General features: G+C 70.8%; 22 protein-coding genes. 10 read left to right on the top strand and 12 right to left on the bottom strand.

Features of this window, described 5'->3' with window-relative positions; all coding sequences use genetic code 11:
- Positions 1 to 56: 56 nt before the first annotated feature.
- Positions 57 to 617: a TATA-box-binding protein gene (locus tag EXE41_RS05700; RefSeq protein ID WP_049932128.1), complete on the bottom strand. Its 561-nt coding sequence runs from the start codon at positions 615 to 617 to the stop codon at positions 57 to 59.
- A gap of 84 nt (positions 618 to 701) precedes the next feature.
- Here EXE41_RS05700 and EXE41_RS05695 point away from each other — a divergent pair, with 84 nt between their 5' ends.
- Complete coding sequence (locus EXE41_RS05695) at positions 702 to 1,814, top strand: TIGR01177 family methyltransferase (protein ID WP_137690492.1); 1,113 nt, start codon at positions 702 to 704, stop codon at positions 1,812 to 1,814.
- A gap of 105 nt (positions 1,815 to 1,919) precedes the next feature.
- Complete coding sequence (locus EXE41_RS05690) at positions 1,920 to 3,044, top strand: ORC1-type DNA replication protein (RefSeq protein WP_137690491.1); 1,125 nt, start codon at positions 1,920 to 1,922, stop codon at positions 3,042 to 3,044.
- A gap of 8 nt (positions 3,045 to 3,052) precedes the next feature.
- Here the strand turns inward: EXE41_RS05690 and EXE41_RS05685 are convergent, their stop codons facing one another.
- On the bottom strand, positions 3,053 to 3,313 hold the full coding sequence (locus tag EXE41_RS05685) for a hypothetical protein (protein WP_049932131.1): 261 nt from the start codon (positions 3,311 to 3,313) through the stop codon (positions 3,053 to 3,055).
- A 99-nt stretch (positions 3,314 to 3,412) separates the two neighbouring features.
- On the opposite strand from EXE41_RS05685, the gene rpiA reads away from it, so the two are divergent.
- A complete protein-coding gene (rpiA, locus tag EXE41_RS05680) occupies positions 3,413 to 4,147 on the top strand; it encodes a ribose-5-phosphate isomerase RpiA (protein ID WP_094494218.1) in 735 nt (244 codons plus the stop codon).
- Between the two features lie 78 nt (positions 4,148 to 4,225).
- Here rpiA and EXE41_RS05675 read toward each other — a convergent pair whose 3' ends face one another.
- Positions 4,226 to 4,393 carry a DUF1931 family protein gene (locus tag EXE41_RS05675; RefSeq protein ID WP_004047560.1) on the bottom strand — a complete coding sequence of 56 codons (168 nt, stop codon included), beginning with the start codon at positions 4,391 to 4,393 and terminating at the stop codon, positions 4,226 to 4,228.
- 302 nt (positions 4,394 to 4,695) lie between these two features.
- On the opposite strand from EXE41_RS05675, the gene larB reads away from it, so the two are divergent.
- From larB to EXE41_RS05665, 3 genes are all read left to right on the top strand, one after another.
- Complete coding sequence (gene larB / locus EXE41_RS05670) at positions 4,696 to 5,463, top strand: nickel pincer cofactor biosynthesis protein LarB (protein WP_086216848.1); 768 nt, start codon at positions 4,696 to 4,698, stop codon at positions 5,461 to 5,463.
- Between the two features lie 135 nt (positions 5,464 to 5,598).
- Positions 5,599 to 5,751 carry a hypothetical protein gene (locus EXE41_RS19215; protein WP_008440770.1) on the top strand — a complete coding sequence of 51 codons (153 nt, stop codon included), beginning with the start codon at positions 5,599 to 5,601 and terminating at the stop codon, positions 5,749 to 5,751.
- A gap of 109 nt (positions 5,752 to 5,860) precedes the next feature.
- A complete protein-coding gene (locus EXE41_RS05665) occupies positions 5,861 to 6,124 on the top strand; it encodes a GIY-YIG nuclease family protein (protein ID WP_049932157.1) in 264 nt (87 codons plus the stop codon).
- Positions 6,125 to 6,140: 16 nt separating this feature from the next.
- Here EXE41_RS05665 and hisG read toward each other — a convergent pair whose 3' ends face one another.
- Positions 6,141 to 7,031: an ATP phosphoribosyltransferase gene (hisG, locus tag EXE41_RS05660; protein WP_137690490.1), complete on the bottom strand. Its 891-nt coding sequence runs from the start codon at positions 7,029 to 7,031 to the stop codon at positions 6,141 to 6,143.
- A 504-nt stretch (positions 7,032 to 7,535) separates the two neighbouring features.
- Between hisG and uvrB the strand changes: the two genes are divergently transcribed.
- From uvrB to EXE41_RS05640, 3 genes are all read left to right on the top strand, one after another.
- Complete coding sequence (uvrB, locus tag EXE41_RS05650) at positions 7,536 to 9,590, top strand: excinuclease ABC subunit UvrB (RefSeq protein WP_086216334.1); 2,055 nt, start codon at positions 7,536 to 7,538, stop codon at positions 9,588 to 9,590.
- A 67-nt stretch (positions 9,591 to 9,657) separates the two neighbouring features.
- Positions 9,658 to 10,188, top strand: a complete 531-nt coding sequence (locus EXE41_RS05645) for a hypothetical protein (RefSeq protein WP_137690488.1) — start codon at positions 9,658 to 9,660, stop codon at positions 10,186 to 10,188.
- 75 nt (positions 10,189 to 10,263) lie between these two features.
- On the top strand, positions 10,264 to 10,857 hold the full coding sequence (locus tag EXE41_RS05640; RefSeq protein WP_094520607.1) for a hypothetical protein: 594 nt from the start codon (positions 10,264 to 10,266) through the stop codon (positions 10,855 to 10,857).
- 25 nt (positions 10,858 to 10,882) lie between these two features.
- Here the strand turns inward: EXE41_RS05640 and EXE41_RS05635 are convergent, their stop codons facing one another.
- Positions 10,883 to 12,112 (bottom strand): SPFH domain-containing protein, encoded by a 1,230-nt coding sequence (locus tag EXE41_RS05635; RefSeq protein ID WP_137690487.1) that lies wholly within the window; start codon positions 12,110 to 12,112, stop codon positions 10,883 to 10,885.
- 182 nt (positions 12,113 to 12,294) lie between these two features.
- Between EXE41_RS05635 and EXE41_RS05630 the strand changes: the two genes are divergently transcribed.
- Positions 12,295 to 13,599 carry an O-acetylhomoserine aminocarboxypropyltransferase/cysteine synthase family protein gene (locus EXE41_RS05630; RefSeq protein ID WP_137690486.1) on the top strand — a complete coding sequence of 435 codons (1,305 nt, stop codon included), beginning with the start codon at positions 12,295 to 12,297 and terminating at the stop codon, positions 13,597 to 13,599.
- 37 nt (positions 13,600 to 13,636) lie between these two features.
- On the opposite strand, the gene EXE41_RS05625 is transcribed toward EXE41_RS05630, so the two are convergent.
- The 7 genes from EXE41_RS05625 to EXE41_RS05595 form a co-directional block, all read right to left on the bottom strand.
- Positions 13,637 to 14,782, bottom strand: a complete 1,146-nt coding sequence (locus EXE41_RS05625) for an aminopeptidase (RefSeq protein ID WP_137690485.1) — start codon at positions 14,780 to 14,782, stop codon at positions 13,637 to 13,639.
- 120 nt (positions 14,783 to 14,902) lie between these two features.
- Positions 14,903 to 15,715: a hypothetical protein gene (locus EXE41_RS05620; protein WP_137690484.1), complete on the bottom strand. Its 813-nt coding sequence runs from the start codon at positions 15,713 to 15,715 to the stop codon at positions 14,903 to 14,905.
- A gap of 90 nt (positions 15,716 to 15,805) precedes the next feature.
- Positions 15,806 to 16,282: a hypothetical protein gene (locus EXE41_RS05615; protein WP_137690483.1), complete on the bottom strand. Its 477-nt coding sequence runs from the start codon at positions 16,280 to 16,282 to the stop codon at positions 15,806 to 15,808.
- Positions 16,283 to 16,397: 115 nt separating this feature from the next.
- Entirely contained in the window at positions 16,398 to 18,197 is a 1,800-nt protein-coding gene (gene pepF / locus EXE41_RS05610; RefSeq protein ID WP_137690482.1) for an oligoendopeptidase F, read from the bottom strand.
- Positions 18,198 to 18,270: 73 nt separating this feature from the next.
- Positions 18,271 to 18,777, bottom strand: coding sequence for a ribosomal protein S18-alanine N-acetyltransferase (gene rimI / locus EXE41_RS05605; protein WP_094580426.1), 507 nt, complete (start codon positions 18,775 to 18,777; stop codon positions 18,271 to 18,273).
- 46 nt (positions 18,778 to 18,823) lie between these two features.
- A complete protein-coding gene (locus EXE41_RS05600; protein WP_137690481.1) occupies positions 18,824 to 20,494 on the bottom strand; it encodes a PAS domain-containing protein in 1,671 nt (556 codons plus the stop codon).
- A 166-nt stretch (positions 20,495 to 20,660) separates the two neighbouring features.
- Positions 20,661 to 21,467, bottom strand: coding sequence for a TrmB family transcriptional regulator (locus tag EXE41_RS05595; RefSeq protein WP_086216323.1), 807 nt, complete (start codon positions 21,465 to 21,467; stop codon positions 20,661 to 20,663).
- Positions 21,468 to 21,557: the final 90 nt, after the last annotated feature.

Raw genomic sequence — 21,557 nt, 5'->3', positions numbered from 1 at the left:
AACGCGGTCGCGGTGTCGCCGCATCGCGGCCCCGTCTCGATCGCGGGCTCGCCGCGTCAGTCCAACAGCCCGAGGCCGTTCAGCTCCTCGACGATCACGTCGACGGCTGCCTCGGCGTCGGCGGGGCTCGTGCCGCCGGTGACGACCACTTTCCCGCTGCCGAAGAGCAGCGCGACGACCTCCGGCTCGTCGAGCCGGTAGACGAGCCCGGGGAACTGCTCCGGCTCGTACTCGATGTGTTCCAAGCCGAGCCCGATCGCGATCGCGTTCAGGTTCAGGCTCTCGCCGAGGTCGGCCGACGTGACGATGTTCTGGACGGTGACCTCCGGGTCCTCGATCGGGATCTGGAGCGCGCGGAGCTCCGCGAACACGATGTCGAGGCTCTCGTGGACCGCCTCGACCGAGTTCGCGCCCGTACAGACGATCTTCCCCGAGCGGAAGATCAGGGCGGCCGACTTCGGGTCCGTGGTGCGGTAGACGAGCCCGGGGAACTGCTCGGGGTCGTAGTCGGCGCCCTCGAGGTCCATCGCGACGCTCTGGAGATCGAGTTCCTGCCCGATCCCCGTGGAAGCGACGACGTTTTCGACGGTGATCGTCTCCTTCGGGTCGGCCCTCATTACCTCCATCCTCGCCCGAACGACTTAAAAAGGTGGCTGGTCGGAACCGCCACGCTATTGTCGTCGCCGCGCGGAGCGGTCGGCGTGTACTGGCTCGAACTCGCCGGCGAGACTGACGCCTTCGCCGCCCGCGAAGCGGCGACCGCGGCGACCGGCGTCGACCTCCTCGCGCCGGGGATCGCTCGGACCGGCGGGATCGACGGCGCGCACGTCCGGCGCCTCGCGTACACGCGCGCCGCCCACGATGCGGTCGCGCGGACGGACGCCGACGTCGACGCCGCGGTCGCCGCGCTCCGCGCCGCGCCGCTCGACCGCTCCGGAAGCGTGGCGGTCCGCGCCCGCGACGTCCGGGGAACGTCGGGAGTCTCCACCGAGGCGGTCGAGCGCGAACTCGGGAGCGTCCTCGTCGACCGCGGGTTCGACGTCGACCTCGACGACCCCGACCACGTCCTCCGCGCGCTCTTCGCCGCCGGCCCGCGCGCCGAACACGACGCGGTGGCCGGCGCGGACGGCGGCGACGCGGACCTGTGCGCGCTCGGGTGGGTCGCCGCCGAGGCCGCCCGCGACTTCGCGCCGGACCCCACCGACCGCCCCTTCTTCCAGCCGGGGAGCATGGCCCCGGCCGACGCCCGCGCCTACGCCAACCTCGCGGGCGCCGCCCCCGGGCGGACCCTGCTCGATCCCATGTGCGGCACCGGTGGTCTCCCCCTCGAAGCGGGCCTCGTCGGCGCCGACGCGGTCGCCTGCGACGCGCAGGCGAAGATGGCCGACGGCGCGCGGCGGAACTTCCGCGCATACCTCGCCGACGACGCCGACGCTCCCTCCCCCGACTGGCACGTCGCCCGCGGCGACGCGACCGCGCTCCCGCTTCCCGACGACGCCGTCGACGGGGTCGCGTTCGACGCCCCCTACGGCCGACAGTCGAAGATCGCGCGCCACGAGCTGGCCGACCTCGTCGCGGGCGCGCTTGCGGAGGCGGCCCGGGTCGCGCCGCGCGCGGTGCTGATCGCCGACCGCGACTGGCGCGGCCCCGCCCGCGACGCCGGGTGGACCGTCGACGCGGCGTTCGAGCGCCGGGTTCACCGGTCGCTGACGCGCCACGTGCTGGTGTTGCGCCGCGAGGCGGACGCGGGAGGCGAGGCGGACCCGGCGGATATCTCGCCCGACGCGGCCGGAGGCTTGCCGGACCGAGAGTGAACGACCGATCGGCGGAATCGCTCTTATCCGACGCTGGCGCGACAAGTTTCAGTTCCGCCCCGACGCCGGGCAACGGTTAAGTGCGCGGCCTCTCGTGGTACTCGCATGACCGGGGACGGCGGGGACATGCTCTCGTGGGACGAGTCGGTGTTCCGCGACGAGTCGGTGTTCGAGATCGACCACGTCCCCGAGACGTTCCGCCACCGCGAGAGCCAACTGGAGAACCTCAAGTACGCGCTCCGCCCCGCGGTTCGCGGCTCCCGCCCGCTCAACACGATGGTTCGCGGACCGCCGGGAACCGGCAAGACCACCGCGGTCCAGAAGCTCTTCGGCGAGCTCGGCGCCCGGACCGAGGTGCGGACGGTCCGCGTCAACTGCCAGGTCGACTCCACGCGCTACGCGGTGTTCTCCCGGCTGTTCGAGGGGATCTTCGAGTACGAACCCCCGTCGTCGGGCATCTCCTTCAAGAAGTTGTTCGGCCAGATCACCGACCGCCTCGTCGAGGAGGACGAGGTGCTCGTCGTCGCCTTGGACGACGTGAACTACCTCTTCTACGAGAACGAGGCCTCCGACACGCTGTACTCGCTCCTCCGCGCCCACGAGGCGCACTCCGGCGCGAAGATCGGCGTCATCGTCGTCTCCTCGGACCTCGGGCTCGACGTGATCGACGACCTCGACACCCGTGTCCAGTCGGTCTTCCGGCCCGAGGAGGTGTACTTCCCCGTCTACGACGCGACCGAGATCTACGACATCCTCGCCGAGCGCGCCAAGCGCGGCTTCCACGAGGGCGTCATCGGTGACGCCGAACTGGAGCGGGTCGCCGACCTCACCGCCGAGAGCGGCGACCTCCGGGTCGGGATCGACCTCCTGCGCCGGGCCGGGCTCAACGCGGAGATGCGCGCCTCGAAGACCGTCTCGAAGGAGGACGTCGAGGACGCGTACGACAAGTCGAAGCACGTCCACCTCTCGCGGTCGCTGCGCGGGCTCTCCGACTCCGAGCGTGACCTCGTCCGCGTCCTCGCCGAGCACGACGGCGAGCGCGCCGGCGCGGTGTACGACGTGTTCAACGACGAGACGGGGCTCGGCTACACCCGCTACTCGGAGATCATCAACAAGCTCGACCAGCTCGGCGTGATCGACGCGGAGTACGCCGACGTCGACGGCCGCGGCCGCTCCCGCGAACTCTCCTTGGCCTACGACGCGGAGGCCGTCTTGGACCGGTTGGAGTAGGCGGCGACCTACCTCTCGTCGTCACCGCGCGCCGTCTCGTACCCAGTCGCCCACGCGAGGGCCCCGACGGCGAGGATCGCGACGGTCTCTCGGTCCGACCCGACGAGGGACTGCGCGACGACGGAGACGGCCCCGACCGAGACGGCGACGTACGCGCCTTCGGGGACCGCGAAGGGGAGTCGACCGCGCGACTGAAGCGCCGCGGTCACGAACATCGCACCGAGGAGCGTCAGACCGAACAGCGGGAGGACAGCGGTTGCCGAGGACATACTTCCGACTGATCGCGTCGCGAGTAATACATTTCGGCAGTCGCGCGGTCGGAGCGAACCGCCGACGCCTTTTCAATAGCTCCGCCCGCACCTCGTCGCATGAAGACGAGCGGCGGGAGCGACGCGATGAAGCGGCGCGCCGGCGAGTCGGCGGCCGAGGCCGTCACCGACGGCGACGTGGTCGGACTGGGGACGGGGTCGACGGCGGCGCACGCGATCCGGCGGCTCGGGGACCGGGTCGACGCCGGCCTCGATGTCCGGGGCGTCCCGACCTCGTTCGCGAGCCGCGAACTCGCGGTCGGGGCGGGGATTCCCTGCCTCGACCTCCCCGAGGCGGTCGGTCTCGACGGCCCGGGTATCGACCTCGCCATCGACGGCGCGGACCAGGTGGCGACCGGCGTCGACGGGGGCGGCGCCCCCGACACCGGCGGGGCTCTGATAAAGGGCGGCGGCGCGGCCCACGCCCGCGAGAAGTTGGTCGACGCCGCGGCCGACCGCTTCCTCGTCGTCGCGGACCCCTCGAAGGAGTCGCCGCGGCTGGACCGGCCGGTCCCGGTCGAGGTGCTGCCATCGGGGCGGACCGCCGTCGCCGCGGCCGTCCGGGAGGCCGACGGCGAGCCGACGCTGCGGCGCGCGGAGCGGAAGGACGGTCCGGTGGTGACTGACAACGGGAACCTCGTGCTCGACTGCGCGTTCGGCGAGATCGCCGACCCGGTCGCCCTGTCGGCGACGCTGGCCGAGGTTCCGGGCGTCGTCGAGCACGGGCTGTTCGTCGGGATGACCGACGAGATACATGTCGGCACCGAGTCCGGCGTCCGGATCGAGTCGGTCTGATATCCCCGGGCGACGCCCCGCAGCGCGGCCGCTCGGCGGGCGGCACGCAAATAAAATGGAACGGAAACGAGTTCCGTCTTAGAGGTCGCGCGGCTGGACCGTCTTCCGGTCGTTGGCCTCGGCGCGGCGCGCGGCGTCTTCGAGCAGCTCGTCCACTTCGTCGTCCAGCGCGTCGTAGAAGTCCGAAGCGACGTTCTTGTCGTCCAGGGCTTCCTTGACGGCCGCTTTGACAATGAGGTCTGCCATGCGATCGGGCCTACCCGGTGATGGTTAATAAGAGTTCCTGAATTCGACCGCGAGGGGCGCCGTGCGGCCCGTTCGCGGGAGGCCGCGAGTACAAGCGCGTATAAGTCTTGTGAGATTCTCGTCTCCGCCCCGCCGCGAGCACGACGCGAAACGCGGCCCGACCCCGCTCCGAGCGCGGTCCGGACGGAGCGCGCGTCGTCGCGTGACGCTCGCGAACGCGCTTCGACCCCGGCTCGACCTCGCGCGCGGCGCGCCCGGCTCGAACCGACAGCTTCGACCGAGGCCGCCCCCGACGACGCCCCATGCGAGAGACGTTAGCGGCGCTGGAGGCGGGTGAGATCGGCATCGAGGAGGCGGAGTCGCGGCTCGCGGGCTACGCGACCACGGACGCGGGGCGCTTCGACGCCGCCCGCGAGCGACGCCGCGGGATCCCGGAGGCGATCCTCGCGGAGGGGAAGACACCCGCGGAGGTCGCCGCCCTGGCGACGACGGCGCTCGACACCACCGGCCGGGCGCTCGTGACGCGGGCGGACGAGGCGACGGCGGCCGCGGTGGCGTCGGCGGTCGGCGACGTGGGACCGGACGCGACGGTCGAGCGCGACGATCGGACCGGGACCGTCGTCGCGCACGCGGCCGACTTCGAACTCCCCTCGCTCGACGCCGCGGTCGCGGTCGTGGCCGCCGGCACCGCGGACGCGCCCGTCGCCGGCGAGGCCGCGGTCGTCGCCTGCGAGATCGGGGCGACCGTCGACCGGGTCGACGACGTCGGCGTCGCCAACCTCGACCGGATCGTGGACCAGGCCGACCGGGTCCGCGAGGCGGACGCCGTCGTGGTCGCGGCGGGTCGCGAGGGGGCGCTCCCGACGGTCGTCGCCGGCCTCGTCGACGCCCCCGTGATCGCGCTCCCCGTCTCGACCGGCTACGGCGTCGGCGGCGAGGGAGTGGCGGCCTTGGAGGGGGCGCTCCAGTCGTGCTCCGTGCTGACGACCGTCAACGTCGACGCCGGGTTCGTCGCCGGCGCGCAGGCCGGGCTGATCGCCCGCGCGGTCGACGCCGCGCGCGCCGAGTGAGCGGGGGGATCGAGCGAGGAGATCCGGCGACATCCGGACTCGCTTAACCGACCGTATACCGGCAGCCGACTGGGTCGAAAAAGGGTATTAGTTCGTCGAGCCCGTATGGTAGTTGCCGACGTATGTCGGCATCACATGCCACGCTGTGACCACTGCGGGTCGCACGTCTCGGACCGCTTCGCTCGCGTCTTCGCGGACGAACGCGGCGACCTGAACGCGTGCCCGAAGTGCTCCGCGAACGCGGGCATCGCAGAGGTGTCTCGCGAGCGGACTCGAACCGGAGACTGACCGGCGAAACGCCGATCGAAGGACGAGCGTACGGGGAGCGACTGCTCCGTTCGCCTGCCCCTCTGGGCACACCCGCACACACTTGCCGCTCGCGCTCGGACGGCCGACCGTGGCCGACCACCACGTGTACGTCATCGAGTGCGCCGACGGCACCCTCTACACCGGGTACACGACCGACGTCGAGCGGCGCGTCGCCGAACACGACGCCGGCGAGGGCGCGAAGTACACCCGCGGGCGGACCCCCGTCACCCTCCGCCACGTCGAGTCGTTCGACTCGAAGTCGGCGGCGATGTCGCGGGAGTACGCGGTCAAGTCGCTGTCGCGCGCCGAGAAAGAGCGGCTGATCGGCGAGGGCGACGACGCGGGGGACTGACCGCTTCGCCTCTCGCTCACTCCACGAGGCGCTCGATTTCCGTGACGAGGATGCCGGTCGCGCCGACCGACCGGAGATCCGAGATCATCTCGAACACGTCGCGCTCGTCGACGACGGCGTGGACCGCCACCATCCCGTTCCCGTTCTCGTCGGCCTCGACGTCCATCACGGTCGGGCCGCCGAGCCCGGGGATCACGTCCTTCACCGCGTCGAGCCGCTCTTTCGGCGCGTTCATCATCAGGTAGCGACGGCCGTCCGCGGCGAGGACGGACTCGAAGGCGGTCACCACCTGCTCGACCTTCGCGTCGTCGACCACGTCGGGGCGCGCGAACAGCCGGACGGAGGAGTCGAGCACGTCGTCGATCACCGCCAGCCGGTTCACTTTCAGCGTCGTCCCCGTCGAGGTGATGTCGACGATGGCGTCCGCCATGTCGACGTGCGGGGTCAGCTCCGTCGCGCCCGTCACCGTGACCACGTCCGCGTCGACGCCCACGCGGTCGAGGTAGTCGCGGGTGACGTTCGGAAACTCGGTCGCGACCGTCCTGTCCGCTAGGTCCTCGACCGCCGACACCCCGCCGGCCTCGGGCGCGGCGAGGACGAGCCGACAGGAACCGTAGCCCAGATCGAGCAGGTCCACGAGGTCGCCCTCGGCCGCCGCGCTCGCGGCGTCGACGACGCCGCCGGACTCGGCCGCCTGGTCGAGGCCGGTGACGCCGAGGTCGGCCGCGCCGTCGCGGACGTACTCGGGGATGTCGGCCGCCCGCGCGAACAGCACCGTCACGTCCTCGTCGACGGTGTCGGCGTACAGCTGGCGGTCGGCGGTCTCCTCGACGTGGAGCCCCGCGCGCTCCAACAGCGAGAGCGTCGGCTCGTGCAGGCGGCCCTTGTTGGGGACGGCGATGCGCATACGGGGAGCGTCGCGGGGGTAGGGGGAAACGTTTTCGTCCGGAGATGAAGCAGGGTGTCGACGCGAAATCGCTCGCTCGATCTACTGCTGTGGCGCGCGCCTCCGAGCGCCAGCGGGCGCTCGGAGCGCGTGCGAGGGACGCGGCGAACGCGAGCGGCGAAGCCGCGAGCCGTGAGCCGCGAGGTTGGGGAGGCGTGAGGTGCGGTCGCGGAGCGGTGCGGGACTCGAAGGGGCAGCCGCGAGGACGAAGCACGACGAAGCAAGCACCGCAGGAGCGAACGGAGTAAGCGACGAGGAGCACAGCGAGTCGCGCGAATCCTCGCGGCTGGGGCTTCGGTGGTCGCAGTCACCGAGTTCGTCGTTCTGTATCGAGCGACTGGGGCTTCGGAGGTGTTCGTCTCGATCACCGATCCATAATCGGACGAACCGCGAGGCTCGCAGGCGCAGACGGTCAGCTCGTATCGCCGCGCCGCTCAAGTGGCTCGCCGCCCAACGACGCGTATCGTGAGCGACGCCGACTCCCCCCTCTCGGAGGACCGCCCGACCGTCGACCGCCCGCTCCGCGTCGACGCCCCGTTCGAGCCCGCGGGCGACCAGCCCGAGGCGATCGAGCAACTCGTCGAGGGGTACGAGTCGGGCGCGACAAAGCAGACGCTGCTCGGCGTGACGGGGTCCGGGAAGACCAACACCGTCTCGTGGGTCGCCGAGGAGTTGGACCAGCCCACTCTCGTTCTCGCCCACAACAAGACGCTCGCGGCCCAGCTGTACGAGGAGTTCCGCGAGCTGTTCCCGGACAACGCCGTCGAGTACTTCGTCTCCTACTACGACTACTACCAGCCGGAGGCGTACGTCGAGCAGACGGACACGTTCATCGACAAGGAGATGTCGATAAACGAGGAGATCGACCGTCTGCGCCACTCCGCGACGCGCTCCCTGCTGACCCGCGACGACGTGATCGTCGTCGCGAGCGTCTCGGCCATCTACGGGCTAGGCGACCCGGGGAACTACCGCGACATGGCGCTCCGCCTGGAGGTCGGCGAGGAGGTCGGCCGCGAGGAGCTGCTCACCCGGCTCGTCGACCTGAACTACGAGCGCAACGACGTGGACTTCACGCAGGGGACGTTCCGCGTCCGGGGCGACACCGTCGAGATCTACCCGATGTACGGGCGCTACGCGGTGCGCGTCGAGCTGTGGGGCGAGGAGATCGACCGGATGATCAAGGTGGACCCGATGCACGGCGAGGTCGTCTCCGAGGAGCCCGCGGTGATGCTCCACCCGGCGGAGCACTACTCGATCCCGGACGACAAGCTGGAGCAGGCGATCGCGGAGATCGAGGACCTGATGGAGAAGCGGGTGAGCTACTTCGAGCGGCAGGGCGACCTCGTGGCCGCCCAGCGCATCGAGGAGCGGACCACCTTCGACATCGAGATGCTGCGGGAGGCGGGCTACTGCTCCGGGATCGAGAACTACTCGGTCCACATGGACGACCGCGAGTCCGGCGACGCCCCCTACACCCTGCTGGACTACTTCCCCGACGACTTCCTCACCGTCGTCGACGAGTCCCACCAGACGATCCCGCAGATCAAAGGGCAGTACGAGGGCGACAAGTCGCGGAAGGACTCGCTTGTCGAGAACGGGTTCCGGCTCCCGACCGCCTACGACAACCGCCCCCTGACGTTCGAGGAGTTCGAGGAGAAGACGGACCGCACCCTCTACGTCTCCGCGACGCCGGGCGACTACGAGCGCGAGACCTCCGACCGGATCGTCGAGCAGATCGTCCGGCCGACCCACCTCGTCGATCCGAAGGTGGAGGTGACGGGGGCCACCGGGCAGGTCGACGACCTCCTCGAGCGCGTCGACGACCGGATCGAGCGCGACGAGCGCGTCCTCGTCACCACGCTCACCAAGCGGATGGCCGAGGACCTCACGGAGTACCTCGAGGAAGCGGGCGTCGACGTGGCGTACATGCACGACGAGACCGACACCCTCGAACGCCACGAGATCATCCGCGACCTCCGCCTGGGCAACATCGACGTGCTCGTCGGGATCAACCTGCTCCGCGAGGGGCTCGACATCCCGGAGGTGAGCCTCGTCGCCATCCTCGACGCCGACCAAGAGGGGTTCCTCCGCTCCACCACGACGCTCGTCCAGACCATGGGGCGGGCCGCGCGCAACGTCAACGGCGAGGTCGTCCTCTACGCCGACGAGGTGACCGACTCGATGGAGGCGGCGATCGAGGAGACCCAGCGCCGGCGCGAGATCCAACTGGAGTACAACGCCGAGCACGGCTACGAGGCGACCACCATCGACAAGCCGGTCAGCGAGACGAACCTCCCCGGCTCGAAGACGGACACCTCGTCGGTCAGCGTCGGCGACGTGGAGAGCGAAGCCGAGGCGAAAGCCCAGATCGAGGCCCTCGAGGACCGCATGGACGAGGCCGCGAGCAACCTCGAGTTCGAGCTGGCGGCGGACATCCGCGACCGGATCGCGGAGCTGCGCCGCGCCTTCGAGATCGACGGCGGCGACGAGGGCGTGCCCGCGCCGATGATCGACGAGTAGCGCCCGATTCTCAGCCCGCGTCACCGTGACGGCGGGGTTTTTACGTCGCTGTGCCACACTCTCGCCCGTGTACCGTCGTGCTGTCGTCTCCGGAGCGCTCGCGGTCGCCACCGCCGGGTGCGTCGACCGCCTCCACGACGTGGCCGCCTCGACGCCGCGCGACCTCGGCGTGCGGAGCCGGTACGTTGACGGCAACCCGATGATCGACGCGCGCAGCGTCCTCGCGCGCCCGGAGGAGCTACCGACTCACGCCGCTTCCTTCCGGTCCGCCGCCGCGGCCCGCGGCGCGCTCAAACCCGACGCGACCGAGTCCCGCGCGTTCGTCGAGCGCACCGACTTCGTCGACGACGGGGGCGACGCGATCTTAGTGATCGCCCAGCGGCTCACCGCGCCCGAGGTCCGCCTCCGGCTCGGCGGGATCAGCCGCACCGGCGACCACTCGCTTCGGATCGCCGTCGACCAAGGCGGCGTCCGCGGCGAGATCGACGCCGACGAGCCGGTCGTCAAGACGCTCCTGTTGCGCCTCGCGGACGAGCGCGGCCCCCCGGAGCGCGTGATCGTCGCCATCGGCGACGAGCGCGCCGGCATCACGGTGTGACGGTCGGGCCCCCCTCCGCAGCGATCCCGGCTCGGTCCCGCGATCGTTTTGTGGCCGGGACGCTTCCGGCCACGCATGTCACTCCGCAGTCGACTCCTCGGTTCGGCCCTCCTCGTCGTCGGCGTCGCCGCGATCGGTCTCGCGGGAACGGTCGCGCCGGCGTTCGTCCCCTCCTCGTCCGCGGCCGACGGAATCGCACTGACCGCACCCGCTCCTCTCTCGTCGCTCGCCGCCCCCGCGCTCCTCGCGGCCGGGTCGGTCCTGCTCGTCGGCGGCGCGGCCGCCGCGACCGGGGGCGACGGCTCCGCCCGCGCGGCGCTGGTCGCGCCCGCGTTCGGCGCCGTCGCCGCGCTCGCGTTCGGCGTCGGCCTCGTCGCGGCGCCCGGATCGGCCCCCGCGACGGCGACGAACCCGGCGGCACACGCCGTCCTCACGACCGGTCCGCCCGCGCGGATCGCCGCCGGTGCGGCCGTCGGCGGCGCCGTGGCGCCGGTGGTCCGCGCGACGACAACCGAGGACACCGTCGCCCTCCTCGCCGGCTCCGTCCTGCTGCTCGCGGCGCTCGCGGCGGGGGCGTCCGACCCCCTCTCGTTGGTCACGGGAGGAGTCGGCGGCGCGGTCGCAGTCGCCCTCCTCTGGGCGGTCGACCCGGACCGCTGGCGGCCCTGACCCGGCTCACGATCGCCCGCGCGTCTCAGTTGCTCGGCCGCTCGCTTTCGGCCTCCAGTTCGATGTCGCGGTCGGCCTCGCGGGTCGCCGCCTCCTGCTTGGCGAGGTCGACGTCGCGGGCCGCGTCCCCGTCCCGGGTCTCGTCGGTGCGGAGGTCGTCGTCGGCCACGGTGTCGATCTGTTCGAGGGCGCTCTCGATGTCTTCCAACCCGAGCAGCTTCTCCGTCTCCTCGTCGAACTCCTTGCCCTCTAACCCCTCCATCTGCTGAACGTCGGAGCCGGAGAGGGCCTTGCCGTAGCGGCCGACGAGGCTGGTGAGCTCCTGCGGGAGGACGAAGGTGGTGGACTCGCCTTTCCCGATCTCCTCTAGGGTCTCCATGCCGCGCTCGATGATGGCGCGTTCGCCCATCGACTCGGCGGAGCGGGCGCGGAGGACCGTCGAGATGGCGTCTCCCTGCGCTTCGAGGATCTGGGACTGTTTTTCGCCCTGCGCGCGGATGATGTTGGACTGCTTGTCACCCTCGGCCTGCTCGACCGCGGAGCGGCGTTCACCCTGCGCTTCGAGGATCATCGCGCGGCGGCGGCGCTCCGCGCCGGTCTGTTGCTCCATCGCGCGCTGGACCTCCTGTGAGGGGCTCACCTCGCGGACCTCGACGGCCTCGACGCGGATCCCCCACTCGTCGGTGGGCTCGTCTAACTCCTCGTTGATCCGGTCGTTGATCAGCTCCCGCTGCGAGAGCGTGTCGTCGAGCTCCATGTCGCCGATGACGGCGCGGAGGGTGGTCTGTGCGAGGTTCGAGACGGCGTTCTTGTAGTCGTCGACTTCGAGGAACGCCTTCTTCGCGTCCATCACCTTGATGTAGACGACCGCGTCGGCGGTCACGGGGGAGTTGTCCCGCGTGATCGCCGACTGGCTCGGCACGTCGATCGTCTGGGTCCGCATGTCGAACGGGTACGTGCGGGAGACGAACGGCGGGATGAGGTGGACGCCCGGTTCGAGCAGCTCGCGGTACTCGCCGAAGACGGTGAGCGCCTCCTTGTCGTAGGCGTCGACGATCTCGACGGCGCTGACGACCGTGACGGCCGCCAAAAGCACCGCCAGCGCCGCGACGCCGAACGCGAGGCTCTGCCCGAGGAGGGCGACGGCGACGAGGAGGGCGACGCCGAGCGCGAGGTACTGCCAGACCCCGTCCGGGATCTCCCCCAGCAGCTCCTCCAGCTCGGCGGAATCGCCGCGCGGACCTTGTGTTCCCATACCGGAAGTTACGGCCCGACGCTGTTAACGGTTGCCACGAGTTCGCGCGCTGACGCGTCACCTCTCGCGATCCGTCGTTCCCGCCGTCGTCCTCGCACGCGCTCGACCGCCGATCTCAGAGATACCGGAAACGCCCGCGTGGGCCGGTCGGCTTTAACTACGCGGCAGCGGAACACAGATCCATGCCATCCGACGATGGGGACGACGGCCCGAAGTTCAGCACGCGAAGCGTCCACGCCGGCTCCGACCCGGACCCGGCGACGGGCGCCCGCGCGACGCCCATCTACCAGACGACCGCCTATCAGTTCGACGACGCCGACCACGCCGCGGACCTGTTCGGCTTGGAGGAGGCCGGCAACGTCTACTCCCGGCTGATGAACCCGACCAACGCCGCCCTCGAAGAGCGGATCGCCTCGCTTGAGGGCGGGGTCGGCGCGGTCGCGACCGCCTCGGGCATGGCCTCGCTCGACGTGACGACGTTCCTCCTCGCCTCGGCGGGCGACAACATCGTCACCTCGTCGGCGCTGTACGGCGGCACCTACACCTACCTCACTCACTCCGTCGAGCGCCGCGGCGTCTCGACGCGGTTCGTCGACCCCCTCGACTACGAGGGGTACGCCGAGGCCATCGACGAGGACACGGCGTACGTCCACCTCGAAACGATCGGGAACCCCGCCCTGGTCACGCCCGACATCCAGCGGATCGCCGACATCGCGCACGACCACGGCGTGCCGCTGTTCGTCGACAACACGTTCGCGACGCCGTACCTCTGCCGGCCGCTCGAACACGGCGCCGACCTCGTCTGGGAGTCGACGACGAAGTGGCTCACCGGGAACGGCACCACGGTCGGCGGCGTCGTCGTCGACGGCGGCTCGTTCCCGTGGGCCGACCACGCCGAGAAGTACCCCGAGATCGCGCAGGACAACCCCGCGTACCACGGGATCAACTTCGCCGAGCGGTTCGGCGACGCGGCGTTCACCTTCGCGGCGATCACTCGCGGCCTGCGCGACTTGGGCGACCAGCAGTCGCCGTTCGACGCGTGGAACACGCTCCAGCAGACGGAGTCGCTCCCGCTGCGCATGGACCGCCACTGCGAGAACGCGGGGATCGTCGCCGAGTACCTCGACAACCACGACGACGTGGCGTGGGTGAACTACCCCGGGCTGGAGAGCCACGAGACCCACGAGGAGGCGAGCGAGTACCTGGAAGGCGGCTACGGCGGGATGCTCACGTTCGGGCTGGAGGCCGGCTACGAGGCGGCTCGCGCGACCGTCGAGGAGGCCGACCTCGCATCGCTCGTCGCGAACGTCGGCGACGCGAAGACGCTCGTCATCCACCCGGCGTCGACAACGCACCAGCAGCTGACCGAAGCGGAACAGGAGGCTGCCGGCGTCACCCCAGACATGGTGCGCCTCTCCGTCGGCATCGAGGACCCCGCCGACATCGTCGCCGACCTCGAAGCGGCTATCGAGGCGGCGACCGAATAGCCGCGGTCCGCCCTTCGCTGCCCCGTTTCTGACAGGGTCAGTTCTCCGCCTCGAAGCCGTCCTCCCACCGGAACGTCCCGTTCCGCTGGACGACCTCGCCGTCGATCTCCATCCGGGAGCGCTCGCTCACGTCGGAGATCATGTCGACGTGGACCGCGCTGTCGTTGCCGGACTCGCCCTCCGGCAGGCAGGCGTCGTAGGCGCGGCCGACCGCGAGGTGGACGGTGTCGCCCATCTTCTCGTCGAAGAGGATCGAGTCGGTGAACCGGTCGATGCCGCGGTTCATCCCGATCCCGAGCTCGCCCAGCCGCCGCGCGCCGTCGTCGGTGTCGAGGACGTCCGCGACTGCCTCCTCGCCGGACTCCGCCGAGAAGTCGACGACCTCGCCGCCCTCGAACGCGAGGTGAACGTTCCGGACCCGCGTCGCGTCGATCGTCATCGGCACGTCGAAGAAGACCTCGCCCTCGGTGTCGTACGGCGCGGTGAACACCTCACCGGAAGGGAGGTTGTGCGAGTCGTACGCGACGGAGGCGGCGGAGTTAACCGCGGTGCGGCCCGCGATCGACATCGTCACCTCGGTGTCGGGAGCGCCGTCGCGCTCGGTGACGATCCGGACCTCGTCGCCCGCGTCGAGGACCGACTTCATCTCGGCCATCTCGTCGGCGAGGGACTCCCAGTCGCGGAGGACGGCGTCGTAGACGAACTCTTGGTACTCCTCGTAGGCCATCCCCGCCTGCTGGGCGAGGCTCCGCGTCGGGTGGACCGTCGACACCCAGTCGGTGTCCATCCGCGCCTCGCGGACGCCCTGCCGCGCCTTCGCGTACGCCTGCCGGGTCGGGCGGTCGACGTCCGCGACCGCGGTGGTGTTGCGCCCGCCCCCGACTCGGAGGTAGGCGTCGGCGGCCTCGAACATCGCGCGCTCGACCGCGGGGTCCGAGTCGAAGTCGTCCGCGTCGACATCGCCGTCGGTCCCGGCCTCGACGCCTTTCAGATAGGCGCGGGAGAGCTCCGCGGAGCCGTACATCGTCGTGGCGTTCGCGCCCCGCTCGCCGAGGGCTTCGGCGACCGCGACCCCCAGCTCGTGGGCGTCCTCCGCGACGCTGACAACCACGTCGTCGCCGGCCTCGATCCGCGCGCTCCAGTCGACAAGCACCTCGGCGTGCTCGCGTACGCGTTCGTCCATGATTACTCGTGTCGCGGGGGAGCGGTAAATCGGTGCCGGGACGGTCGGACCGGTCCCCGCAAGCTGGGCCGCGACGAGTCCGCCCGGTTGCCGCCGACCGTCGAGACCGGTCCGCGACCGTCAGATCAACACTTCGGCGTCGGTGAGGAGCGTTCGCTTCGCTCGTCTTGCCTCCGGCCCCTCCGGAACGATATCGGGCGTGGCGGCCGGCTCGTCGAACCGGTCCGGGTCCGGAGCCCAGGAGTCGAGGCGCTCCGCGAACGTCGGCCCCTGCCGTCCGGTGAGATGGATGAACCCGCCGTACTGCCGCCGTTCGGCCGAGGTCGCGTCCGGGTCCGGGAACGCCTCGCGGATACAGCCGACGCTCTCGCGGAGGTACTCCGCGGCCTCGTGTTGGGAGTACTGGCTGTCCGCGTAGTACTGCTCCTGACCACGCTCCGTGAGGTCCGCGTCCGCGAGCGCGGAGGACTCGTACCGAACCGCGTCTCGGCTGATCTCACCGCCGAGGAAACTGAGGTTCACCGTGAAACAGTCCGGATATCGGAGGATCAACAGAAAGAAGATCTGTTCGTCGACAGTGTAGCGTTCCTGTAAGCGGTAGTAACACTCCAAGTAGTACGCGGCGAGCGCTCCGATCCAGTCGTCGCGTTCGCCGTCGAGATACGCGGTCGCGACGTCGTAGTACTCCTCGCCGGCGACCTGCTGTAAGCGGTACTCGAAGCTCTGTCGCATCTCGTCCAGTTCGTCCTCGTACACTTCCGTCAGCGGGACGTCCGGATCGTCGAGTAGCTGGGCCTTCCGCTCGCCGGCGTCCGCGATCCGGGCCATGTTCTCGTGGAGGTCCCGTTCCGCCTCCCTGTCGGGGAGCGGAATTCGAACCGCCTGTCGGCGCAGCGTGTCCGCCCCGGCCTCCGAACGCTCGTGCCACTCCATACCGTCGGTAACTGCTCAGACAGCTAATAAAATTGGAGGATGAGCGGCGGTGGTTCCCGGTGAGCGGCCGGTCGGAACCGGCCACCGCCGTCACTCGGATTCCCGACTGACGGTCGCGAGGAGCCCGACCGCGAGCAGTCCGACGCCCACGACTCCGCTCCCGAGCCGCGCCAGCCCGAACAGCGCGGTCCGGTCAACTCGCCCGCGCAAGTACTGACCGAGCACCCGGTACGAGCGGCCGTCGACGCGCAGGTCGTCGACTCCGGCGAGGCGGTCCGCGCAGTTCGCGTCGCCGAGCGCCCACCGACCGGAGGCGGAGGTGCGTTCGACGACGAGGTCAAGGGAGCCGGGAGCGATCCGATACCCCCGCATCGAGACGTCGTCGCCGTCGGCGAGGGCGACGGCGGCCTCTGCGCACCTCGCGGGGAGGCCGGTCGCGTTCACGGTCGGGTGTCGTTCGAGCCCCGGTCCTGCGCGGAGCGCCGCCTCCCAGCGGACGACCCTCACGTCCGCGATCAGGGCGAGCAGGAGAAGGACACCCGGGACGACGAGCAGCCTGCGGTCCATCCCGGCGGGCGGGTTCGGCCGAGCGAATCATATGCTTTGGGCCGCCGGCTCGGTCGTTCGGGGGCCGGACTGCGCCGGCCCGTCGGAGGGATCAGTCGACTCCCGCGCGTCGGCGTTACTCTAGGTCGAGCAGCGCCGCGATCTCGTCGAGGTACTCGTCGTAGATCCCGACGGCGGACTCGATCGGGTCGGGCGAGGCCATGTCGATGCCGGCGAGTTCGACCACGTCGAGCGGGTAGTCGGAGCCGCCCGCCCGCAGCATCTCGCGGTAGTCGGCGGCGGCCTCGTCGCCCTCGTCGAGGACGCGCTCGACGATCGCGGCCGCGGCGGAGATGCCGGTCGCGTACTGGTAGACGTAGAAGTCGTAGTAGAAGTGCGGAATACGCTGCCACTCGCGCTCGATGCCGCCGGTGAGTTCGGCGGGCGCGTAGTAGTCCCCCTTCAGGTCGCCGTAGATCTCGTCGAACGCGTCGGGGGTGAGCGCGTCGCCGGCCTCCACGCGCTCGTGGATCTCCTGTTCGAACGTCGCGAACATCGTCTGGCGGAAGAGGGTCGAGCGGAAGCGTTCGAGGTACTCGTCGAGGACGTGGGTGCGGAGCTCGTCGTCCTCGACGGTGTCGAGCAGGTGGTGGGTGAGCAGGGTCTCGTTGACCGTCGACGCGATCTCCGCGACGAATATCTCGTAGCTCGCGTCGTGCCACGGCTGCGCGTCGCCCGCCAGCTCGGAGTGCATCGAGTGGCCGAGCTCGTGGGCCAGCGTGTACATCGAGGCGATGTCGTCCTGGTAGTTCATCATGATGTACGGCTGGGTGTCGTAGGTGCCCGAGGAGAACGCGCCCGAGCGCTTCCCGCGGTTCTCGTACACGTCGACCCACCGCGAGTCGAGCCCCCCGGCCAGTCGCTCCTGATACTCCTCGCCCAGCGGCGCGACCGCCTCGATCACCCACTCGCGGGCCTGTTCGTACTCCACGTCCGGACCCTGGTCGCCCGTCAGCGACATGTAGAGGTCGTGGCTCTGTAGCCGGTCGACGCCGAGCGCCTCGGCCTTCAGCTGGGCGTGGCGGTGGAGCACGTCGAGGTTGTCGTCGACGGTGTCGACGAGCGTGTCGTACACCTCGACGGGGACGTTCGAACCGTCGAGCGCGGCGGCGCGCGCGGAGTCGTAGTCGCGGATCTCGGCGCTCGTGACCTGTTCGCGGACGGCCTTCTCCAGCGACGTGCCGACCGCGTTGCGCACGTCGACCCACTCGTCGTAGAACGTCTCGTGGACGCGCTCGCGGAACTCGCGGTCCGGGTTGGTCTGGAGCTTCGTGAAGTTCGCCTGCGTGATCTCGACTTCCTCGCCGTCCGGGTCCTCGACGACGCCGTAGGTCATGTCGGCGTTCGTCAACATCGAGTAGATCTCGCTCGGTGCGTCGGTGACCTCCGAGAGGTCCGCGAGCACCTCCTCGACCTCGCTCGACCGCGTGTGCGGCTTCTTTCGCAGCACGTCGTCGAAGTAGTGTTCGTACTCCGCGAGCCCGGGCTCGTCGTCGACGAAGTCCGCCACGTCCGCCTCGGTCAGCGACTGGATCTCGGGGTCGAGATACGAGATCGCGCTCGACGCCTCGGAGCCGAGCGACGACGCCTTCGCCGACATCGCCTGGTACTCCTGGTTCCGCGTGTCCTCGGCGCTCCGGAGCCGGGCGTACGTCATCACCTGCTGGAGCTCGCGGAAGATCTCCTCGCGCAGCTCGAGGAGCTCGAGGAGGGTCGCGGCGTCCTCGGTCGCGCGCCCCTCGTAGTCGGCCAGCTCGCCGATCCGGTCGGAAACCGTCTCGTAGGCGGCCTCCCACGCCTCGTCGTCGGCGTAGATGCCGTCGAGGTCCCACTTGTACTCGGCGTCGATCTCGGACCGCTCGGGAACCGAACTCATACCGATCGGGTCGGCCTCCCGGACACTAAGCCTTGGCAAACCCCGCGCCGCAAGCCGATAGGCATGCGGCGCGTTACCTCGACTCTACACCGTCGCCGCCGCCCGACCCCGCTCGCCCGGCCCACGCGGCGAGGTCGACGACGAGCACGAGCGCGTCCTCGCCGTCGCGGTAGTAGCCGCCGACCCGCCGGACCGGTTCGAACCCCTCGTCGGCGTACAGCGAGCGGGCGGGGTCGTTCCCCTCGCGCACCTCCAGGCGGACGACCGCGACGCCGGTCGCGCGGAGCCGCGTCAGCGCCGACCGGAGGAGGGTCCGCCCGATCCCCTCGCCGCGGGCGTCGGGGTGGACGGCCAGGTCCTTGACGTGGCCGATGTCCCGGCCGTGGTTCGGCGTCCGGTCGGCGACGACGAACCCGACGACCGCGCCCTCACGCTCCGCCACGAGGAACGCCGGCTCGTCCAGCAGTCGCTCGAAGGCGTCGTGCGGCCACGGGTCCGAGAAGCAGGCGCGCTCGATCCGGACCACCGCGAGGAGGTCGGCGCGCTCGGCCTGCCGGACCGTCAGGTCGGCGACGCTCACGGGCCGAATTGGCGGCCGCGAGGAATAAACGCGCCGGGTCCTCCCCCTACCGATCGATCCAGGGCTCCTCGGGGTCGGTGTCGGCCGGATCGGGGGCGCACACCTCGAAGCACGCGCCCTCCGGGATCCGGAGCCGCCGCCCGTCCGGGAGCCCGACGGGGCCGTCGGCGTCGCAGCGGAGTTCGACCGTCCACCCGTGGGACTCGACGATCTCGCGGACGATGTCGAGCCCGTACCCCGTCCCGTCGGCTCGGGTCGTGAACCCGGACTCGAACACGGAGCCGCGGTCCTCGGGGTCGATCCCGGCCCCGTCGTCCGCGACGAGGAACCCCTCGTCGGTGGCGGTGACGAGCACGGTGAGCGCGTCGTCGCCGGACGCCGGCGCCTCCTCGTCCCCGTCTGTCGGCACGTCCTCGCAACCGTCGACCGCGGCTTCCGCCGCGCCCGGCGTCGCGTGCTCCCTCGCGTTGCGGAACAGGTTCTCCAGGGCCTGCCGCATCCGCCCCCGGTCGCCGTACACCTGCGCGTCGCCGGCGACGACCAGCTCTGCGCACTCGTCGCCCTCGGCGGCGGTCTCCCACGCGTCGCGGGCGACGCTCGCGAGCGCGAACTCGGTCGGCTCGTCCATGCCGGTCCCCTGCCGGGCGAGGGTGAGCAGCTCCGAGACGAGCTGGTCGATCCGTTCGACGGCGCGCTCGCCGCGTTCGAGGGGCTCCGTCTCGCCGCGCAGCCGCGCCATCTCGATGGAGCCGCGGATCACCGACAGCGGGTTCCGGAGGTCGTGCGAGACGATGCTCGCGAAGCGGTCGAGCCGCTCGTTCCGGTCGGTGAGCCGCCGCTCGCGCGCCTTCCGCTCGGTGACGTCGCGGGAGTTGACGAGCAGTTCGCCGACGGGGCTGTCGGCCGGCAGCGAGCGCGTCCGCGACTCCAGCCAGACCCAGTCGCCGTCGGCGGTGCGGTAGCGGTACTCCAGGGTGGGCGCCGCGTTCGGCTCGTCGAGCGCGCGATAGAACCGCTCCGTCACCCGCTCGCGGTCGTCGGGGTGGACGTAGCCGAGCGGGGAGCGCCCGACGGTCGCCCCCTGCTCGTAGCCGAGCACCTCCTCGACGGAGGGGCTCTCGTAGACGACGAGGCCGTCGCCGTCGACGACGGTGACGAGGTCGCTACCGTACTCGAGGAAGGCCCGGTAGCGCTCTGGGAAGGTTCGGTCGACGTCGACTCGACGGACCGTGACGATCCGGCCGCCGAACTCCGTGGCGAGCTCCTCGTCGACGATCGACTCGACCCACGCGTACCCGCCGCTCGCGCGGCGGATGCGGTGGGTGACCGTCCGGTTCGCCGTGACCGCCGACAGCGCGTCGGCCACCGGGTCGCGGTCGCTCGGGTGGACGCGGTCGAGGAGGTCGCTCCCGACGAGCGCGTCGCGCTCGACGCCAACGACGTCCGTCGCCGACGGGCCGGCGAACAACACCTCGCCGTCCACGGCGACGGCGAGGAGGAACCGGTCCGCTTCGACCGAGCCGCCGTCCGGGGGCGCCCCGTCGCGAGTCCCCGACTCCCGGTCGGCGGGCGCGCCGCACGTCCCGACGGTCTCCGGTCGTGTTTCCGCGCGAGCCGCCCGCTCTGCGTCGTCGGTCTCGGGGGGATCCGTCGCCGAGGCGTCGCCCTCGTCGCCGCTGCGGTCGGGCGTCGACGTGTCGGATGGCCGGAGGGTCACTATGGGTTCTACCGACGGTACGGACGCGGGGTGATAAAGCTGCGCGCCGGAGAAATCGGTTTTGATAATCGACGGACGCCCCGATCCATCCGGACCCGGTGCGGCCGTCCGGACTGGTGGTCAGGTCGCGCTCCGACGACCCTCCGAGCGGCCGGATCCGCGGGCGTCACACCTCGTCGACGACGGTCCCGTCCGCCCACGCGGCCTCGAAGCCCTCGTTCACGCGCGCCGCGAATCCCCGGTCGCGGAGGTCGAGCATGCCGAACAGCCGGTCGGGCGAAAGCGGGTCGGCGACCTCTAGGCACACTTCCTCGCCGTCGATGAGATAGAAGTTCCCGTACGCGTCTTCGGTGACGCGTAGCTCGAAGGGCCCCTGCGCGATCGTCAGCGTCGCCCGGTCCTCGTCGACGGCGGCGCGCGCGTCGTCGAACACGCTCGGCGAGATGAGCACGGAGACGTCGACGCCGCCCCGGATCGCCGCGAGGAGCCGGTCGAGGAGCGCCGGTCCGTCGCGGTCGACGTCGAACTGCGCGGAGACGTCGGTGGCGACGACCACGATCGACTCCTCGGCGGCGTCGATCCGCTCGAAGAGGAGGTCGAGGGAGTCGTCGGCGCCGACCGCGGCGGTCCAGAACTCGTCGTCCGCCGTTTCGGCGTCCGCCAGCCGGTCGATCAGCTCCCCTTTCCCCGACTCGTACGTCTCGATCCGCCGGTTGAGTTCCCGGCGCTTCGCCTCGACCAGCCGGTCGACGGCGACGGCGGGCTCGACGGGCGCGTACCGCTTCGGCTCCCGGTCGGTCTGGACCCGGACCAAGCCGCGCGACTCCAGCCCGCCGAGCGCGTCGTAGATGCGCCCCTTCGGCACGCCGCTCTCCTCGGCGACGGCCGCGGCGGTCCCGGTGCCGAGGGCGAGCAGCGCGCGGTACGCCCGGTCTTCGTAGCTCGACAGCCCGAGGTCGCGGAGCGACTCCATATGCGCCCTCCGTGACGCCCCCACAAAGCCTCGGCGCTTGACGCCGGTTAAGTATATAAAAAAGCGATTGCGAAACGATAGATCGTTTTG

It is taken from the genome of Halorubrum sp. SD690R (genome assembly GCF_005435035.1).
GTDB lineage: Archaea > Halobacteriota > Halobacteria > Halobacteriales > Haloferacaceae > Halorubrum > Halorubrum ezzemoulense.
This window is presented reverse-complemented; position numbering and strand designations above follow the sequence as displayed.

Coding starts and splice junctions, on each gene's coding strand:
- EXE41_RS05685 (WP_049932131.1), bottom strand. CDS start 3,313: ATGTCCTCGGCAACCGCTGTCCTCCCGCTGTTCGGTCTGACGCTCCTC.
- EXE41_RS19215 (WP_008440770.1), top strand. CDS start 5,599: ATGCCACGCTGTGACCACTGCGGGTCGCACGTCTCGGACCGCTTCGCT.
- pepF (WP_137690482.1), bottom strand. CDS start 18,197: ATGAGTTCGGTTCCCGAGCGGTCCGAGATCGACGCCGAGTACAAGTGG.
- EXE41_RS05620 (WP_137690484.1), bottom strand. CDS start 15,715: ATGGAGTGGCACGAGCGTTCGGAGGCCGGGGCGGACACGCTGCGCCGA.
- EXE41_RS05625 (WP_137690485.1), bottom strand. CDS start 14,782: ATGGACGAACGCGTACGCGAGCACGCCGAGGTGCTTGTCGACTGGAGC.
- larB (WP_086216848.1), top strand. CDS start 4,696: ATGCGAGAGACGTTAGCGGCGCTGGAGGCGGGTGAGATCGGCATCGAG.
- EXE41_RS05640 (WP_094520607.1), top strand. CDS start 10,264: ATGTCACTCCGCAGTCGACTCCTCGGTTCGGCCCTCCTCGTCGTCGGC.
- EXE41_RS05700 (WP_049932128.1), bottom strand. CDS start 617: ATGAGGGCCGACCCGAAGGAGACGATCACCGTCGAAAACGTCGTCGCT.
- EXE41_RS05635 (WP_137690487.1), bottom strand. CDS start 12,112: ATGGGAACACAAGGTCCGCGCGGCGATTCCGCCGAGCTGGAGGAGCTG.
- hisG (WP_137690490.1), bottom strand. CDS start 7,031: ATGCGCATCGCCGTCCCCAACAAGGGCCGCCTGCACGAGCCGACGCTC.
- EXE41_RS05615 (WP_137690483.1), bottom strand. CDS start 16,282: ATGGACCGCAGGCTGCTCGTCGTCCCGGGTGTCCTTCTCCTGCTCGCC.
- EXE41_RS05630 (WP_137690486.1), top strand. CDS start 12,295: ATGCCATCCGACGATGGGGACGACGGCCCGAAGTTCAGCACGCGAAGC.
- rpiA (WP_094494218.1), top strand. CDS start 3,413: ATGAAGACGAGCGGCGGGAGCGACGCGATGAAGCGGCGCGCCGGCGAG.
- EXE41_RS05675 (WP_004047560.1), bottom strand. CDS start 4,393: ATGGCAGACCTCATTGTCAAAGCGGCCGTCAAGGAAGCCCTGGACGAC.
- EXE41_RS05690 (WP_137690491.1), top strand. CDS start 1,920: ATGACCGGGGACGGCGGGGACATGCTCTCGTGGGACGAGTCGGTGTTC.
- EXE41_RS05595 (WP_086216323.1), bottom strand. CDS start 21,467: ATGGAGTCGCTCCGCGACCTCGGGCTGTCGAGCTACGAAGACCGGGCG.